The organism is Streptomyces yatensis (genome assembly GCF_018069625.1).
GTDB lineage: Bacteria > Actinomycetota > Actinomycetes > Streptomycetales > Streptomycetaceae > Streptomyces > Streptomyces yatensis.
On the sequence record NZ_CP072941.1, the window covers coordinates 2624516 to 2641710 of the forward strand.

A 17195-nucleotide genomic window follows, 5' to 3' on the forward strand; every position below is an offset into this window, starting at 1 on the left:
GCCGGTGTGCCGGTGGCGTCCGTGGGCACCCGTGCACCCCGCCACCAGGGAAGGAGCAGATCGGCCCTATGCGCCTCGTGAGCAATCTGCCGTGCGCGACAAAGGAAGAGGAACACGTCACGATCCCCATGTCCGACGGCATTCGTCTGTCGGCGCGCATCTGGCGTCCCACGTCCTCGGACGAGGAGCCGGTGCCCGCGGTGCTGGAGTACATCCCCTACCGGAAACGGGATCTGACCTCCGTACGCGACTCCATCCACCATCCGTACATCGCCGGTCATGGCTACGCCTGTGTCCGCGTCGACCTGCGGGGCACCGGGGAGTCTGAGGGGGTGCTGACGGACGAATACCTGGGACAGGAGCAGACGGACGCCGAGGAGATCCTGGCCTGGCTCGCCGAGCAGCCCTGGTGCGATGGCGCCACCGGCATGATGGGCATCTCCTGGGGCGCCTTCGCCGCCCTGCAGGTGGCCGCCCGGCGGCCGCCGAGTCTGCGCGCCATCGTCATCGCCTCCTTCACCGACGACCGGTACGCCGATGACATGCACTACATGGGCGGTGCCCTGCTGTCCGACAACCTCGCCGAGGCGGGCACCATGTTCGCCTACGCCACCTGTCCGCCGGACCCGGCGGTGGTCGGCGAGCGCTGGCGCGAGATGTGGCACGAGCGGCTGGAGAACGCCCGCCCCTGGGTGCTGGAGTGGCTGCGCCACCAGCGCCGCGACGACTACTGGCGGCATGCCTCGGTGTGCGAGGACTACCAGGCCGTGCAGTGCCCCGTGCTGGCCTCCAGCGGCTGGGCGGACGGCTACTCCAACGCCGTGACACGGCTGCTCGGCCGGCTGGACGTACCGCGCAGGGGTCTGATCGGCCCGTGGTCGCACAAGTACCCGCACCTGGGCGAGCCGGGCCCGGCCATCGGCTACCTCCAGGAGGTGGTGCGGTGGTGGGACCACTGGCTGAAGGGCGTGGACAACGGCGTCATGGACGGGCCCATGCTGTGGACGTGGATGCAGGACAGCGTGGCGCCGTCCACCTCCTACGAGGAGCGGCCCGGCCGCTGGATCGCCGAGCCCCGGTGGCCCTCCCCCAACGTCGAGCCGACCGTGCACCCGCTGACCGGCCGGCGCATCGGCGCCCCCGGTGACACATCGTCCGGGCAGGAGGCGCAGGGCGAGCCGCTGACCGTGCAATCGCCGCTGTCCGTCGGCCAGTTCGCCGGCAAGTGGGCCTCCTACAACGCGCCCCCGGACCTGCCGTACGACCAGCGGGAGGAGGACGGCGGTTCGCTGGTGTTCGAGACCGATCCGCTCACCGAGCGGGTGGAGATCCTCGGCTCGCCCTCCGTCGAACTGGACCTGTCGGTCGATGAACCGGTGGCGATGGTGGCCGCCCGGCTCTCCGATGTGGCTCCGGACGGCCGCGCCACCCGTGTCACCTACGGTCTGCTCAATGTCGCCCACCGCGAGACCATCGGCGACCCCGAGCCGCTGGAGCCCGGCCGGCGCTACCGCGCCCGTGTCCAGCTCAACGGCGTGGCCCAGGCGTTTCCGCCCGGCCACCGCATCCGGCTGTCGCTGTCCACGTCGTACTGGCCGCTCGCCTGGCCCCCGCCGAGGCCCGCGCTGCTGACCGTGTACGAGGCCACCAGCGCCCTCACGCTGCCGCTGCGCCGGGCCTCGGCGGGCGAGGATCGGCCCCAGCGCCCGTTCGGGGAGCCCGAGGGCACGCCCCCCGTCGCCACCACCGCGCTCACCCCCCGCGAGGAGCGCTGGGACGTCAAGCGCGACCTGGTCGGCTACCGGTCCGAGCTGGAGATCGTCAAGGACGCGGGCACCCAGCGCTTCGAGGACATCGGGATGGATGTCGGCCGCCGGGCGTACGAGCGCTACACCGCGGTCGCGGACGACTTCACCTCGGTCGGTGGCGAGTCGACCTGGACCATGCGCTTCCACCGCGACGACTGGGACGTACGGGTGGTGACGAGCACGGTGCTGCGCTCCAGCGAGAGCGAGTTCTTCGTCGATGCCACGCTGGACGGCTACGAGGGCGACCGGCGCGTGTTCTCGCGCACCTGGAACGAGACGCTGCCCCGGGACTGTCTGTGATCTTCACCGCCGCACCGCACGCGCACACCTCGGCCCCGTGCGGGTACTCGCCGCTGATGCTGTTCAAGACGCCGCCAGGGGTGTACGCGCCGCAGGACGACACATGGATGCTGGCCGAGGCGCTGCTGCGGGAGGACATCACGGCCGACACGGCCGTCCTGGACGTGGGGACCGGCAGCGGGGCCCTGGCCCTGGTCGCGGCCGGGCGCGGTGCGGCCCAGGTGACCGCGGTGGACGTCTCGCCGCTCGCCGTGGGCGCCACCTGGCTGCGGGCCCGCCTCAAGGGGCTGCCGGTGCGGGTCCTCCACGGCGACCTGCTGACACCGGTGGCGGGCCGCGGGTTCGATCTCATCGTCGCCAACCCGCCCTATGTGCCGGTGGCGGGGCGACGGACCCGGGGCCGCGGTCGGGCCTGGCGGGCCGGGGCCGACGGACGGGCGTTCCTCGACCGGATCTGCCGGGACGCGCCACCGTTGCTGCGCCCCGGCGGCGTGCTGCTGCTGGTGCATTCGGCGCTGAGCGGGACGGAGCGAACCGTGGCGCAGCTGACGGAGAGCGGGCTGCGGGCGGCCGTGGCCGACCGCCGCACGATCCCTTTCGGCCCGGTGCTGCGCGCGCAGGCGCCCTGGCTGGAGGCCCAGGGGCTGATCGCCCCGGGCGAGACGAAGGAAGAGCTGGTGGTGATCCGTGCCGAACGACGAACGTGACCGCCCGGTGCGGATGCGGCTGGGGACCGACGGCCCGATGCTGATCGAAGGGCCGGTCGAGATCACCCTGCCCGACGGCAGCGTGGTGCGCTCCGACCGTTTCACGGTGGCCGTGTGCCTGTGCGGCCGCAGCGCGCGCTACCCGTGGTGCGACACCAGCCACCGCCGCAGGCCGCCGAGGTCGCGGCGCGGATCGGACGCGACGTAGCAAATCAGACGCGACGTAGCGGATCGGACGCGGAGGCGAAGCGCGCCGCCCGCCTCACCCGCGTCCCGCACCGTCCCACCGCCCCGCCCAGCCGTCGCCGCCGGAGCACCGCGCAACCCCCTGTGCAGGTGTTCTCCAGGTGAACCACGATCAACGGAGGTCTGAACTCGTGGCGGGTGGGGCACTCAGGGCATATGCGCTGTGGAGTGATCGACATTGGATCCCGTACGGTCCACCTCATGATCGCCGAGCTGGCTCCGGGCAGGCCCCCGGAGCCGGTGGCCTCGTGGAAACAGCCGGTCCGTGTGGCCGAGGCGACCGATCGCCAGGGGGTGATCCGGCCTGACGCGATCCGGTCCCTGGTCGGCGCCGTGACCGCGAGTGCCGCGGCCGCTCTCGCCCACCATGTCGACCGCCTGATCCCCTTCGCCACATCGGCGGTGCGGGACGCGACCAACCGGGACGCCGTGCTCGGCGAGATCGAGGCCGCCACCGGGATCCGCGTGGGCTTCATGACCGGCGAGGAGGAGGCACGGCTGACGTTCAGGGCGGCACGCGGCTGGCTCGGCTGGTCGGCGGGGCGGATCCTCCTCCTCGACATCGGCGGTGGCTCGCTGGAAATCGCCTGTGGCGGCGGCAGGTACCCCGACCTCGCCGTCTCCCTGCCCCTGGGCGCCGACCGGCTCACCCGCCACCATCTGCCCGATGCCACACCGGTGAAGAAGCGGGACGTCAGCGCGTTGCGCCGGCACGTACGCTCCGTGCTCGGCCAGTGCACCGCCGAACTGCGCGCCCAGCCCGCGCCCGCCTCCTGCGTCGCCACATCGAGGACCTTCACGCAACTGGCCCGCCTCGCCGGAAAGCCACAGCCGCACAACGGCCTGCCCGCGTCCCACAGTCTCAGCCGGCGGAACCTGGGGCCCTGGGTGCCCCAACTCGCGGCCAAGACGGACGAGCAGCGAGCGAGACTGCGCGGCATCTCCGCCTCCAGGGCGCATCAGTCCCTGGCCGGTGCGATCGTCGCGGAGGCCGTCATGGAGGCCATGGAGGTGGAACGGCTCACCACCTGCCCGTGGGGCCTGCGCGAGGGCGTCCTGCTCGACTACGTCTCCGGCCTCGAAGGCGAGCCTCCCGCTCCCCCGGCACTCACCTCGATCCCGGCCCTCGCCGACCACCGGCGGATCCACGGGATCGAGGCGGTGGCGGTCGACGTATGAGAGATCGAGGCGGTGGCCGCCGACGCATGAGAACGTGCGGCCGCGGCATCGCCCGGACCGGCCGATCGGGCACGGGTTCCGGAGCGGCTGATCCACGGATTGCCGATCCACGGGTTATGGCCGCCATTGGCCACTCCTATGGCCGAGCGCCATCATCCGCAGGCCACCCGCGCTTGTAACGGACATCGCCACGGCAATGAGCCGGCGATCAGCGGGAGAGGCGATATCGCCCTCCCGTGGAATACCCGTGATACGAGCTAAGGATTGACTGATGAGTTCTGCATACCTCGCCGGGAGCGTCGCGTTGGTGACCGGGGCGACCAGCGGTATCGGGGCGGCCACCGCGGCGAAACTGGCCGAACGGGGCGCGCATGTGCTGGTCGCGGGCCGGGACAGGGCGCGGGGTGAGGCAGTGGTCGGCTCCATCCGCGGCCGCGGTGGCAAGGCGGACTTCGTCGCCGCCGATCTGCGGGACGCGGAGTCCGTGCGCAAGCTGGCCCGCGAGGCCCGGGAACTGGGCGGCGGCCGGGTGGACGTCCTGGTCAACAACGCCGGGATCTTCCCGTTCGGGCCGACGGACCAGACGCCGCAGAGCGATGTCGACACCGTCTACGCGCTGAATGTGAAGGCGCCGTTCTACCTGGTGGCGGAGCTCGCCCCGGCGATGGCGGAGCGCGGCTACGGGGCGGTCATCAACGTGAGCACCATGGTCGCCGAGTACGGGGCGCCGGGGATGGCGCTGTACGGATCGAGCAAGGCGGCGCTGAACCTGCTCACCAAGTCGTGGGCGGCCGAGTACGGCCCGCGCGGGGTCCGGTTCAACGCCGTCGAGCCGGGGCCGACCCGCACGGAGGGCACCGCCGGTATGGGTGAGGACCTGACGGCTCTCGCCGCGCAGGCGCCCACCGGGCGGCCCGCCGCGCCCGAGGAGATCGCCGAGGCCATCATCTTCCTGGCGAGCGAGGCGGCGAGCTTCGTCCAGGGCGCGGTGCTGCCGGTGGACGGCGGCCGCGTGGCCGTCTGACCCGGCGCGGACGGCGGCTGTACGGCCCTGGGTCTCGCCCACCGGGAGGATCCAGGGCCGGTCTCCCTCTGATGGCCTCCGCCGGCGATCGGCGGAGGCCGGCGCCGCGCGCGATCTGTGTAGCCTGGCGGAAGGGCCCAGGGAGCGCACCAGGAGAGAAGCACGCGAGCCCGGGAGTGGTGCCCATGGTGACGATGACGATCGTGCTGTCCATCGTGTTCGCCCTGCTCGCGGCCGGCAGCAACGCACTCGGGACGGTGTTGCAGCGCCGCGCCGCGCTCACTGTTCCCGCCTCACGATCATTGCGCCTCGGGCTGGTCCGCGACCTTCTGCACACTCCGGTCTGGTTCGGCGGGATGCTCGGCGTCGTCTTCGCCGCCCTCTTTCAGGCCCTCGCGCTGGCCACCGGATCGCTCGCCACCGTACAGCCCCTCTTCATCCTCGAACTTCCGCTGGCGCTGGTGATCGGAGGGATCGTCTTCCGCGTCGGGGTGACGCGCAGGGCATGGATCCACGTGGCCTGCATCGTCGGTGGGCTGGCTCTGGTCCTCTTCTCCCTGGCGCCCACCGGAGGGCGCGACCAGGTGCCCGGGATCTGGTGGGTGCCGGGCCTCGCGGTCACCGGAGGGATTGGTGCCGCCCTCGTTCTCGCCGGTCTGCGGCGCCCCACCGGTCTGCTGCGAGCGGCCTGCCTGGCGGCAGCGGCGGCCATCGGAAACGCCGTCACCGCGGCGCTGGTCAAGTCGGCCATGAATATTCTCTCCGCGCGGGGCGTCGTCGCCTTCTTCGCGGCGTGGCAGACGTACAGCTTCGCGGCTGTCGGCGCCTTTTCCCTGTTCCTGCTCGGGGTCGCCATGCAAGGGGGCCCGCTGATCGGCTCGCAACCCGCTTTGACGCTCGGCGACGCCACGGTGAGCTTCTGTCTCGGCGTGACGCTCTACGGCGAGCAGCCGCGCGCCGGATTCTGGCTCGTACCGGCGGTGCTGGGACTGGGTGTGCTCCTGTACGGAATCTTCGGGCTCTCCCATACCCGGTGCCTGGCCCAGTGTGTCGACCGGAGCAGGGATGAGTTCGGTGGCCTCGGGCAGCCTGCGGCGGCGCGCGGATGACGTCACCAGTAGAATCGTGTATACGGCGAAGTTGGGCCTCCCGGACAAAACGAGCGTCGTGGCGTCGGACCTCTACGAGCTGTTGGAGGGTCGAAAGTGATCAGCCACCATGCCTACGCCGTCGAGCCGTGGTGCTTGCGCGAGACCGAGCTCAACCTGGACGTCCTCGCGCAGAGCGAATCCGTCTTCGCCGTGTCCAACGGGCATGTCGGCTGGCGCGGCAACCTCGACGAGGGCGAGCCGCACGCCCTGCCCGGCAGCTACCTCAACGGTGTGCACGAGCAGCATCCGCTGCCGTACGCGGAAGCCGGCTACGGATTCCCCGAGTCCGGCCAGACGGTGATCAACGTGACCAACGGCAAGCTCATCCGGCTGCTGGTCGACGACGAACCGTTCGACTTGCGCTACGGGCGGCTGCGTTCGCATGAGCGCGTGCTCGATCTGCGCACCGGACTGCTCCACCGCGTCTGCGAGTGGACATCGCCGGTCGGTCAGACGGTACGGGTGCGCTCCACCAGGATGGTCTCCTTCACCCAGCGCGCCATCGCCGCGGTCGCCTACGAAGTGGAGCCGGTGGACGCCCGAACGAGCGTGGTCGTCCAGTCGGAGCTCGTCGCCAATGAGCAAATGCCCGCGCTCAGCGGCGATCCCCGGGTCGGCGCCGCCCTGAGGTCGTGCCTTCGCCCCGAGGAGAACGCGGCGGTCGACATGCGGCTGCGCCTGGTGCACCACACGGCGGCGAGCGATCAGCGGATCGGGGCCGCGGCCGACCATGTGGTGCGCGGCCCCGCATCCACCCGGAGCTCCAGTGAGAGCGCGAACGACGTGGGCCGCCTCACCGTCAGCGCGGTCCTGGACCCCGGCGAGACGCTTCGCATCGAGAAGTTCGTCTCCTACGGCTGGTCCGGAATCCGCTCGCTGCCGGCCGTCCGCGACCAGGTCGAAGCGGCGCTCACCGGCGCGCGCAACACCGGCTGGCAGGGCCTGGTCGACCAGCAGCGCGAGTATCTCGACGGCTTCTGGCGCCATGCCGACATCGAGGTCGACGGCGACGCGGAAATCCAGCAGGCGGTCCGCTTCGCCCTCTTCCATGTACTGCAGGCGGGCAGCCGGGCCGAGCAGCGGTCGATCCCGGCCAAGGGCCTGACCGGCTCCGGATACGACGGACACGCCTTCTGGGACACCGAGACGTTCGTGCTGCCCCTGCTCACCTACGCCTCGCCGAACTGCGTCGCGGAGGCCCTGCACTGGCGGCAGAACACCCTGCCGGCGGCGCGGGAGCGCGCCGAACAGCTCGGACTGCGGGGTGCGGTCTTCCCCTGGCGCACGATCGACGGGGCGGAATGCTCCGGGTACTGGCCGGCCGGGACCGCGGCCTTCCACATCAACGCGGATATCGCCGCCGCCGTCGTGCGCTACATCCGGGCCACCGGCGACACCGACTTCGAACGGCGCACCGGTGTGGAACTGCTGGTGGAGACCGCCCGGTTGTGGCATTCCCTCGGCCATCACGACTCCGGGGGCCGCTTTCACATCGACGGCGTCACCGGCCCCGACGAGTACAGCGCGCTCGCGAACGACAACGCCTACACCAACCTGATGGCCGGGGCGAATCTGCGGGCCGCCGCGGATGTGGCCGAACGCCACCCGGAGCAGGCCGCGGCGCTCGGCGTCGACAAGGAAGAGGCCGCCGGATGGCGTGACGCGGCCAAGGCGATGTCCGTGCCGTATGTGAGCGAGTTGGGCCTGCACGAGCAGTCGGCCGGCTACACCGGTCTCGACGTATGGGACTTCGAGAACACGCCACCCGAGCTGTACCCGCTGATGCTGCACTTCCCGTATTTCGACCTGTACCGCAAGCAGGTGGTCAAACAGGCGGACCTGGTACTGGCGATGTATCTGCGCGGCGATGCCTTCGAAGCCGACCAGAAGGCGCGCAACTTCGCGTACTACGAGCCGCTGACGGTCCGGGACTCCTCGCTGTCGGCCTGTGTCCAGTGTGTGATGGCCGCCGAAGTGGGCCATGTGCGGCTCGCCTTCGACTACCTGGGCGAGGCCGCCCTGATGGACCTGGCCGACCTGGAGAAGAACACCCGCGACGGTCTGCACATCGCCTCCCTGGCGGGCACCTGGGTGGGACTGGTGGCCGGCTTCGGCGGTATGCGCGACCACGGGGACGTCCTGTACTTCGCGCCCCGGCTTCCCGAGAGCCTCAGCCGGCTGGCCTTCTCCGTGCTGATCCGGCAGCGCTGTCTGCGGGTGGACATCACGGGCTCGCAGGTCACCTACACCCTGCGGGACGGCGAGCCGCTCCGGATCAGCCACGGCGGCGAGGTCATCACCCTGTCCAAGGGCTCGCCCCAGACCCGCCCCGTCGAGCACCCGACCGCCCTTCCCGAGCCCGCCCAACCCCCGGGCAGACGCCCCGAACCACGGCGCTGACCGGGCTCCCCCGATCAGTCCGTCAACCGTTCAGGCCATCAACGCGACGGCGCCGGTCCGGTCCAGACGGTCTTGCCCTGCCCGTTGTAGCGGATGCCCCAGTTCTGGGCGAGTTGGGCACAGATGAACAGGCCGCGGCCGCCCTCGTCGACGGTCCCGGCGTGCCGCAGCCGGGGGGCGGTGGGGCTGGAGTCGTGGACCTCGCAGGTGAGGGTGCGATCTTTGATGAGGTGCAGGCGCACGGGTGGCGCGCCGTAACGCAGGGCGTTGGTGACCAGTTCGCTGACGATCTCTTCCGTGGCGTAGGCGGTGTCCTCGTCCACGCCCCAGGTGGCGAGTTGGGACCGGGCGTGCCGGCGCGCGATCGCCGGGGCGGTGCGGTCGTCGTCCAGGGCCCAGGTGGCGGTGCGGTCGGCGGGGAAGGCGTGCGTGCGCGTGAGGAGGAGGATGGCATCACCCGAGAGGGCGTCGCCGCGCAGCTGGTAGAGGACGTCGTCGCACAGGTCCTGCAGGGGCCGGTCGGTGTCGGCGAGCACGTGCCGGAGCAGCCGCGGACCGCCGGTGCCCTCCTCGGACCGGCCGGCGGCCGACAGCACGGCCGTGTAGAGGGCGAGGACGTCCCCGTCGGCGACGGGGACGGTGGTGGCGGCGAACGGGGGGCCGCCCTCGCCGAGGGCCGCGCCGACGGCCAGGTCGAGTACGCGGGGCGTCTCATCGGGCCCGGCGAGCATGGGCGGCGGATGTCCGGCGGAGGCGATGGCGCACGTGCGGGAGAACGGGTCGTACATCACGCACAGACACGTCGCGCTGAGCGACTGCCTGTGCAGCGGATCGCCCCCGGGCAACGCCTCCCGCTCCCGGGCGAGGCGGATGACCGTGTCGTCGAGCCGGGCGAGGAGCTCGTCGGGTTCCAGGTCGAGTGCGGCGAGCGAGTGGATGACGGTCCGCAGCTGTCCCATGGTGGTCGCGGCCTGGATGCCGTGGCCGGCGACCCGGCCGACCACCAGGGCGGTACGGGCACCGGGCAGGTCGAAGACGTCGAACCAGCCACCACCCCCCTTGTCGTCGGCCACGTTCAGATGGGCGGTCTCGACCGCGGTCCGGGAGATGGGGACCATGGCCAGCAGATGGCGCTGGAGCGCCGCGGCGATAGCGTGCTCATGGGTGTAGCGGCGCGCGTTGTCGATGCTCAGGGCGGTGTGTGTGGCCAGTTCCAGGATGAGGGCGACCTCCCGCTCGTCGAAGGTGTCGGCCTGCCGGGTGCGGTAGATGCTCAGCAGTCCGAGGACCCTTCCGCGCAGCGTGAGGGGCGCGGCGAGCAGGGCATGGGCCCCGGAGTCGCGGATGGCCTGGCCCCGCGCGGGATCGGCGGCCAGCCACGGGGTGTCCGGGCCCAGGACGACCGCGCGGGGCTTGAGGTCGACCAGCACCTGGGCGTAGGGCGTGGGGAAGAACAGAGCGCGCACATCTCCCACCGGATGCGCCAGGATCTGCCGTTCACCGCCGCTGTGGGCGAAGGCGGCGCGGCGCAGCGGCACATCCCGTCCCAGCGGGCTGAGCGGCGGTTTCTCCCCGCGCACCACGGGCTCGACCACCTCCACCACGGCGATGTCGGCGAAGCCCGGGACCAGCGCCTCGACCAGCTCCTGGCAGGTGGCCACCACGTCCAGGGTGCGTCCCACCCGCTCGCGCACGGCGCGCATGGTCCGCAGCCCGCGCCGCAACTTCTCCTGGTCCGTCACATCGGCCGTCGTGAGCACCGCCCCCAGCGCGTCCCGCAAGGGGAACGCCGAGCGAACGTCCCTTCAGCTGCTGAAGATCCGCGCCGCACATGTGTTGCGCGGCCGCGTTGGCCGACACCACGCGGAGGTCGCCGTCGACGACGAACAGTGGTCCCGGCGCGTAGACGTGCAGCGCTTCGAGCACCGCGGCCTTGATGGCGGGCGGCGTGCCGTTCGCCGGGGGCAGGAAGACCTGCCATGCCACCGAGCCGTCGTGCCGCGGCAGCGGCTGGACGTGCAGCCCTTCGCCGACGGGTCCGGCGGCCACATCACGCGGATCGACCGGTCCGGCCGCGGCATCCCGCAGGTCGACCCGGCGGGAGTCGTCCCCATCATGGCCACCGGCGGGCGCGGCGGAATCACCGCCACCGGCGGGCGCGGCGGAATCATCACGGCCGGCGGACGCGGCGGAATCATCGCCGCCTGCGGGCGGGGCGGAGCCGAGCAGGTCGGTCACCGGCCGCCCGATCGCCTCGTCAGCCGTGCGGCCGAGCAGCTTTTCTGCCCGGTGGCTCCACTCCACCACCGTGCCACTGCTGTCGACGATCATCAGCGGGGTATCACCGGCCACGGCAACCACCTCCACCTCCCAGCATGCTGGGTAGCCAGGGGATTCGCCGTGCCCGCGGGACCGAGGCGAGCGGTGGCGCCTCAACCCGTGGGTTGACCGGGGCAATCAACCCCCGGGCCGACGTTCCGCGGCGGCCTACGCGGGACGCTCTACGCCATGACGACCACCGATTACCTGATCTCCGTCGCCCTGATCCCCCTGGTGATCCCGCAGATCCGCGGCACCCGCCAGACGCCGCGCAACGCACTTCTGCCCGTGGTGGCCGTCGCCGCCGCGGCCGCGTACTACCTGCGGTCCTTCCCCACCGAGGGGCACGACGTCCAGCTCGACCTCGTGGGGGTCCTCGCCGGGGCGGCCCTGGGTGCCGCGTGTGGCGCCGCCACCGGTGTGCGGCGCGGCTCGGACGGAGTCGCCCTGGCCAAGGCCGGAGCGGTCGCCGCGGCCCTGTGGATCGTGGGCATGGCCGTCCGGCCGGCGACGATCTACGAGGACTGCTCGACCGGGCGGGCACCCTCGTCAAGGAGGGGCTGGGCGACGCACGCCGGGCCGTGAGCCGCCTGCGCGGACAGCGAACGCCCTCGCTGGAGCGTTTGGCGGAGCTGGTCGAGCGCTACCGCGTGGACCTGGAGCTCGATGTGCACTGTCCGTCGTCGGGGCGCCTCGCCCCCTGCCCGCCGACGCGGATCTCGCCCTCTACCGCGGCGCACAGGAGGCCCTGACCAACGCGGCCCGCTACGCTCGCGGCGCCCGCACGACCGTGACCCTCCGCTACGAACCGGACGCCACCGTATTGACCATCGAGGACCGGCGGCCCGCACCGGGCCCGGCCCCCTCGCCCCTGGTCGTGGGCTCCGGCCTGGGCCTGAACGGCATGCGGGAGCGGCTGCGCGAAGTCGGCGGAAGCGCCGGTGCGGGGCCGACCCAGGACGGCTGGACGGTGCGGATGGAGGTCCCGGCATGACGGGATCCGGCGTGACGGGCCCGGCGCCGCGGGGCCCGGCGCCGCGGGGCCCGGCGAGCGGATCAGGGTCCTGCTCGCGGACGATCAGCAGGTCGTACGAAGCGGGCTCGTGCTGCTGATCGGCTCGACCCCGTGGGGCCCGCCTGGTCGCCGCCCTCCAGCCGGGCCAAGCCGCCCCGACGCCCACGCCACCCCACCACCCGCCCGGCTCCGCCCGCCGGGGAGCGGACACCCTGCCGGACGGTCTGACCCCCCGCGAGACCGAGGTGCTCACCCTCATCGCCCACGGCCTGTCCAACGCGGAGATCTGCGCCCGGCTCGTCGTCAGCCAGGCCACCGTGAAGACGCACATCAACCGGATCTTCGCGAAGATCGGCGCAACCGACCGCGCCCAGGCGGTGGGCTATGCCTACCGGAACGACCTGGTGGATGGCGGCTGAACCCGGGACACGTCCCATGACGGGACTCAGAGCCGGATACCTGAGGCGCACACATCCGGTTCGCGACGGTGGCTCGGGGAAGGGTGACGACGGCACCGTCCGCACCGCATCCCGAACCATGGCACAACCCCCCGTATCCGATCAGAACTCCTGACGCGCAAGACCGGCCGCCGGGCGCGGAACGTCAGGAGGCGCCTACGAAGCCAACGCCGGGCAGCCATGATCCGGGACAGGACGTATCCCGTCTGTTGTCCACGCCCCGGCCAGCCTTGATGGAGGGTGAAGTGGTCAGCAAGCCAGACCGTCGTACGGTACTCGGCGCCACCGCCGGCGCCGCACTCACCGGGGCGTTCAGCGCCCCCGCCACCACCTCGTTCGCCGAGACGCCCGGCCACGTCACGGTCCACTCGCCCGATGGCCGGCTGCGGGTCACCGTTCTCACGGCGAACGGGTCTCTCCGGTATCAGGTCGTGCGCGATGGCCGGGTCCTGGTCGCGCCCTCCGGGCTCGGGCTCGACCTGGCCGGCCGGCCATCGCTCACCGGCGGCCTGGTGGTGGAATCCATCAGGCACAGAACGATCAAGGAGTCATGGCGTCCGGTGTGGGGCCCCGACGCGCTCGTCCGCAACCACGCCAAGGAGTGCGTGCTGCGGACCGTGCAGTCGGCGACTGGCATACGGCTGGACCTGGTCGTCCGGGTCTTCGACGACGGCGTCGGATTCCGTTACCACCTGCCGGCGCAGACCGGGCTCGACACCTACACGGTCACCGCCGAGCGCACCGAGTTCGCGCTGCCGCCGACGGCCACGAGCTGGTCGCTGAAGGCGGGCACCGACTGGCGGGCCGACGAACAGCACTACCGGCGGGCCCCCTTGTCCGATGTGGACACCGCGCAGACCCCGCTGACGCTGGCCACGACGGACGGTCAGTACGTCGTCGTGCACGAGGCGGCGCTGATCGACTATCCGAGCATGACCCTCGCCGCCGACACCACCCGGCCGGGTACGTTCACCAGTGAACTGATCAGCCTTCCCGACGGCACGAAGGCCCGGCTGACGGGCGAGTTCTCCACCCCGTGGCGCACCCTGACCATCGGCGACCGTCCCGGTGATCTCGCCGAATCACACATGATCGAGAACCTGAACGAGCCGTGTGCGCTCGCCGATACGTCATGGATCTCACCCGGCACATACGTCGGTGTGTGGTGGGAACTGCAGCGGCGCCACACGACCTGGACCGCGGGGCCACACCATGGGGCGACGACCGAGCGGGTCAAGCAGTACATCGACTTGGCCAGGGAGGCGGGCGCGAGCAGCGTTCTCGCCGAGGGATGGAACACCAACGCCGGCGGCCAGTGGACCGGCCAGGACTTCCTGACGCCACAGCCGGACTTCGATCTGCCCGAGGTGCTGCGCTACGCACGGGCCAACGGCATCGGGTTCACCGCTCACAACGAGACCCGCGGCTTCGTCGACTACTACGAGCGGCACCTGGACACGATCTTCGCACGGTACGCCGAACTCGGCATCCACTCGGTCAAGACCGGTTATGCCACCAGGTTCGAGCTGGGCGGGGTGAACCGCAGCCACTTCGACCAGGAAGCCGTGCGCCACTTTCAGCGGGTCGTCGACACCGCGGCCCGCCACAAGATCATGGTCATCGCGCACGAGGCCATCAAGCCGACCGGACTGGCACGCACCTACCCGAACATGATGACCGGTGAGGGGGTGGCCGGGATGGAGCAGCAGAACTACATGGGCAAGCTCGGGAATCCGCCGGAGCAGGCCACCATCCTGCCGTTCACCCGGTTCATGGGCGGGCCGGCCGACTACACCCCGGGTGTGCTCAACGTGACGTGGGACCCGGCCGGGCTCGGCACCCGCGTACAGACGACATCGGCCGCACAACTCGCCCTGTACTCACTGTTCTTCAGCCCGCTGCAGATGCTGGCCGACACCCCGGAGAACTACCGCTCCCACCCGGGCTTCGCCTATCTGAAGGACATCCCGGCCGGCTGGGACGAGACCCGGTTCCTGGACTGCGAGATCGGCGATTACACGGTCGCCGCCCGCCGCAAGGGCCACACCTGGTATCTCGGCGCGATCACCGACGAGCAGGACCGGACGCTGCGGGTGCCGCTGCGGTTCCTGGGACCGGGTCGGTACCGAGCCGAGATCTACCGCGACGCCGCCGACACCAGCTGGCACGACAACCCGCTCCCGATCGATGTCGAGACCACCACGGTGCGATCGTCCACGGTGCTCACCCTGCGACTCGTCGCCGGCGGCGGCACCGCGATCCGGTTCCGCCCCGCGCGGCATTAGCCGTCAATGCGCGATCGGTCCTCGTTCGGACGGAGCCTCCCGGCCCGGAGCAGTGCCTCTTCGGCCCGGGTGGCCAGCTCGGTGACGAGGCCAGGGCCCGCTCGGCCTCGTCCAGATCCTGCCTGCGAGACGGCCGCCGCCAGTACGCCCCCCGGCCGCACCGCCCATCGGTGCCAGCACGATCGGGTGCCGCAGGCCCAACAGCTCCGTCGACTCCGTCGACAACGCCACGGGTCCATCATCGCTCCCGTATGGCGCTGCGGCCGGTGTTGACCTTCGAGTTGGCCGGAGGTCAATGATGGCGGGGTGCCGAATTCTGAGCTCACCGTAGGGAACCGATCTCCTCCAGCCGATCCAGGTAGTCCTGGGGGATGCGGCCGTTGCGGCCGGGACCGACGTTCAGTAGGTACAGCGCGTTGCCGGCCTTGGCCTTGCGGAGGTTGTCGACGATCTCGGCGGCGGGGCGGGGGGTGCCCGTCTCGGTGGTGTGGAACCATGTCCGGTTCTGATCGAGCGTGTCACTGCCGTCGGTCGGGCGGGGGTTGTCGGCGGGCGGCATGCCCTGGACCGGGACCTCGTAGACGATGACATCGGTGGTCTGAAGCGTGCCGAGGTGGTCGTTGTTGGCGACGACGGTGCGGGGGGAGACCTTGCGGATCATGTCGCGGACCGGCTGGTAGGGGATCGTGGAGTACGGCACGGACCAGCCCCAGCCGTCGAACCAGAGGTAGTCGATCGTGCCGTAGCGGGTGAGGAGTTCGCGCAGCTGGTTCTTGACGAGTGCCAGGCTGTCCCCGTTGTGGCGGTCCCAGATGGAGAAGTAGAGGCCGACCTTGAGGTGGTTGGCGTGCATCGCCTTGACGTACGCGCGGACGATGTCACCCTTGCCGTTCTCGTAGGGGGCGGCGGCGATGTCGTGGTCGGAGTAGGCGGTGGGCCACAGGGCGAAGCCGTCGTGGTGTTTGGCGGTCAGCACCCCGAACGTCATGCCGGCGGACTTCATGGCCTTCGCCCACTGGTCGGGGTCGAGGCCGGTGGGGTTGAAGGCCGCCGGGTCGGCGTTCGGGTCGGCCCACTGCTCGTTGGTGTACGTCGACATGTTGTAGTGCAGGAACATGCCGAACGGGTTGTGCTTCACCCACTGTCGCGCGGTGCGGGACGGGGTGATGACGGCGTCGCCGAACGCCTGCACCTCGGCGAGGGACAGATAGCCGGTGCCTTGAAGCTGGACGCGCAGATAGCGGGCGGAGCGCTTGAGGGCGATCCGGGTGGAGGGCCCGTCGAGGGTGTCGATGTGCCAGGAGCTGACGCCGGGCTGCTTCCTGGCCTCATCCGCGTTGGTGGCGGTGATGGGCCGGTCGGACGCCAGGACCCAGGCGTCGGAGAGCCGGTCGGCGCAGCAGTCCGTACGGTTCCACACCACAATCGAGCTGAGCTTCCGCGAGGTGCCGAGGTCGGCCTGCCACCACGGCTGGAACTCCTCGGCGGTGTGGGAGACGGACTTGTTCTCGTACCGGCCGTCCGTGTTGGCGTCCACCGCCCGGTCGGCGGTGCCGCCGAAGTCGGTGCTGCTCTGGCCGGCGGTGGCGCCGAACGCGTAGTCCCGTGGTTCGCCGCCGGGCGGTGGCGCGGGCGTGCGGGCCGCGGCGGTACCGCCCGCGACGGCCATACTCAGAAGGCTCAGCACGGTGAGCACACCGGCGAACGTCAGGTTTACGGAACGTTTCACGGTCGCCCCGATCATCTCGTGAATTTCCCATAGGATTTTCGCCTTGCGGCAGCAAGTCAAGAGGGACGACAGCGATCGGGCGACGCGGACTCGGGCTGCGTCGGGCTGCGCCGCCAGGCAGGCCCCACGGGGCGGCCCCGCCTGGCAGTGCAGCCCTCAGCGCCTCCACTTCGACCGTGGGCACTGCGTCGAGGGTGCGCCGGTGCGCCTCCTCGGTGGCGCTGGATCCGTTGGTCCCTCCTGTGAACGTCCATGCAGAGCGCAGGAGTAATCCTATTGGATTCCGTATCCTGGTCACCCGAACCAAGACCGCAAACGGGCAGGGATCGTCGTTCGCCGCTCGATGCCGCAGCGGGGGTCCGCTGCATCGCCCCCTGGGGTGACCGTGGAGCAAATCAATCGGGCGCAGTCCGGGCACCCGTCCGAACTGCCGCCGTGGACCCGGGACTGGATGGCCGAGGTGCGGCGAACCTCAGGGCCCGTCTCCGACGGGCCCTGGGAACCTGGGTTTCCTCCCCACCGTGTCGCCGGTCCACTAGAGGTTGTCCTACCTTCACGACACGGGTCTGATCTG

General features: G+C 71.1%; 13 protein-coding genes and 1 pseudogene. 11 read left to right on the forward strand and 3 right to left on the reverse strand.

Annotation, left to right across the window (positions count from 1 at the left end):
* Positions 1–68: 68 nt before the first annotated feature.
* The 7 genes from J8403_RS10485 (at position 69) to J8403_RS10515 (ending at position 8815) form a co-directional block, all read left to right on the forward strand.
* Entirely contained in the window at positions 69–2108 is a 2040-nt protein-coding gene (locus tag J8403_RS10485) for a CocE/NonD family hydrolase (RefSeq protein ID WP_211122942.1), read from the forward strand.
* Between the two features lie 56 nt (positions 2109–2164).
* Positions 2165–2815 carry a HemK2/MTQ2 family protein methyltransferase gene (locus J8403_RS10490; RefSeq protein WP_211122943.1) on the forward strand — a complete coding sequence of 217 codons (651 nt, stop codon included), beginning with the start codon at positions 2165–2167 and terminating at the stop codon, positions 2813–2815.
* Positions 2796–3023 carry a CDGSH iron-sulfur domain-containing protein gene (locus tag J8403_RS10495; protein ID WP_211122944.1) on the forward strand — a complete coding sequence of 76 codons (228 nt, stop codon included), beginning with the start codon at positions 2796–2798 and terminating at the stop codon, positions 3021–3023. Before J8403_RS10490 ends, J8403_RS10495 begins: the two co-directional genes overlap by 20 nt.
* A gap of 194 nt (positions 3024–3217) precedes the next feature.
* Positions 3218–4240: a Ppx/GppA phosphatase family protein gene (locus J8403_RS10500; RefSeq protein WP_211122945.1), complete on the forward strand. Its 1023-nt coding sequence runs from the start codon at positions 3218–3220 to the stop codon at positions 4238–4240.
* Between the two features lie 271 nt (positions 4241–4511).
* A complete protein-coding gene (locus J8403_RS10505) occupies positions 4512–5264 on the forward strand; it encodes an SDR family NAD(P)-dependent oxidoreductase (protein ID WP_211122946.1) in 753 nt (250 codons plus the stop codon).
* A 185-nt stretch (positions 5265–5449) separates the two neighbouring features.
* Positions 5450–6373 carry a DMT family transporter gene (locus J8403_RS10510; protein WP_211122947.1) on the forward strand — a complete coding sequence of 308 codons (924 nt, stop codon included), beginning with the start codon at positions 5450–5452 and terminating at the stop codon, positions 6371–6373.
* Positions 6374–6469: 96 nt separating this feature from the next.
* The gene (locus tag J8403_RS10515; protein ID WP_211122948.1) at positions 6470–8815 is read left to right on the forward strand and encodes a glycoside hydrolase family 65 protein; all 2346 of its coding nucleotides are present in this window, start codon (positions 6470–6472) and stop codon (positions 8813–8815) included.
* Between the two features lie 38 nt (positions 8816–8853).
* Here the strand turns inward: J8403_RS10515 and J8403_RS43560 are convergent, their stop codons facing one another.
* A complete protein-coding gene (locus J8403_RS43560; RefSeq protein ID WP_246585790.1) occupies positions 8854–10575 on the reverse strand; it encodes an ATP-binding SpoIIE family protein phosphatase in 1722 nt (573 codons plus the stop codon).
* A 76-nt stretch (positions 10576–10651) separates the two neighbouring features.
* A pseudogene (locus J8403_RS44720) lies at positions 10652–11146 on the reverse strand (PAS domain-containing protein); the annotation flags it as partial.
* Between the two features lie 177 nt (positions 11147–11323).
* Between J8403_RS44720 and J8403_RS10530 the strand changes: the two are divergent.
* The 4 genes from J8403_RS10530 (at position 11324) to J8403_RS10545 (ending at position 14892) form a co-directional block, all read left to right on the forward strand.
* Positions 11324–11719: a hypothetical protein gene (locus tag J8403_RS10530; RefSeq protein ID WP_211122950.1), complete on the forward strand. Its 396-nt coding sequence runs from the start codon at positions 11324–11326 to the stop codon at positions 11717–11719.
* Between the two features lie 163 nt (positions 11720–11882).
* On the forward strand, positions 11883–12128 hold the full coding sequence (locus tag J8403_RS10535; protein ID WP_343245362.1) for an ATP-binding protein: 246 nt from the start codon (positions 11883–11885) through the stop codon (positions 12126–12128).
* Positions 12129–12373: 245 nt separating this feature from the next.
* Positions 12374–12568, forward strand: a complete 195-nt coding sequence (locus J8403_RS43570) for a response regulator transcription factor (RefSeq protein WP_425519890.1) — start codon at positions 12374–12376, stop codon at positions 12566–12568.
* Between the two features lie 284 nt (positions 12569–12852).
* On the forward strand, positions 12853–14892 hold the full coding sequence (locus tag J8403_RS10545; protein WP_211122952.1) for a glycoside hydrolase family 97 protein: 2040 nt from the start codon (positions 12853–12855) through the stop codon (positions 14890–14892).
* A gap of 322 nt (positions 14893–15214) precedes the next feature.
* Here J8403_RS10545 and J8403_RS10550 read toward each other — a convergent pair whose 3' ends face one another.
* Entirely contained in the window at positions 15215–16621 is a 1407-nt protein-coding gene (locus J8403_RS10550; protein WP_246585793.1) for an alpha-L-fucosidase, read from the reverse strand.
* Between the last annotated feature and the right edge of the window lie 574 nt (positions 16622–17195).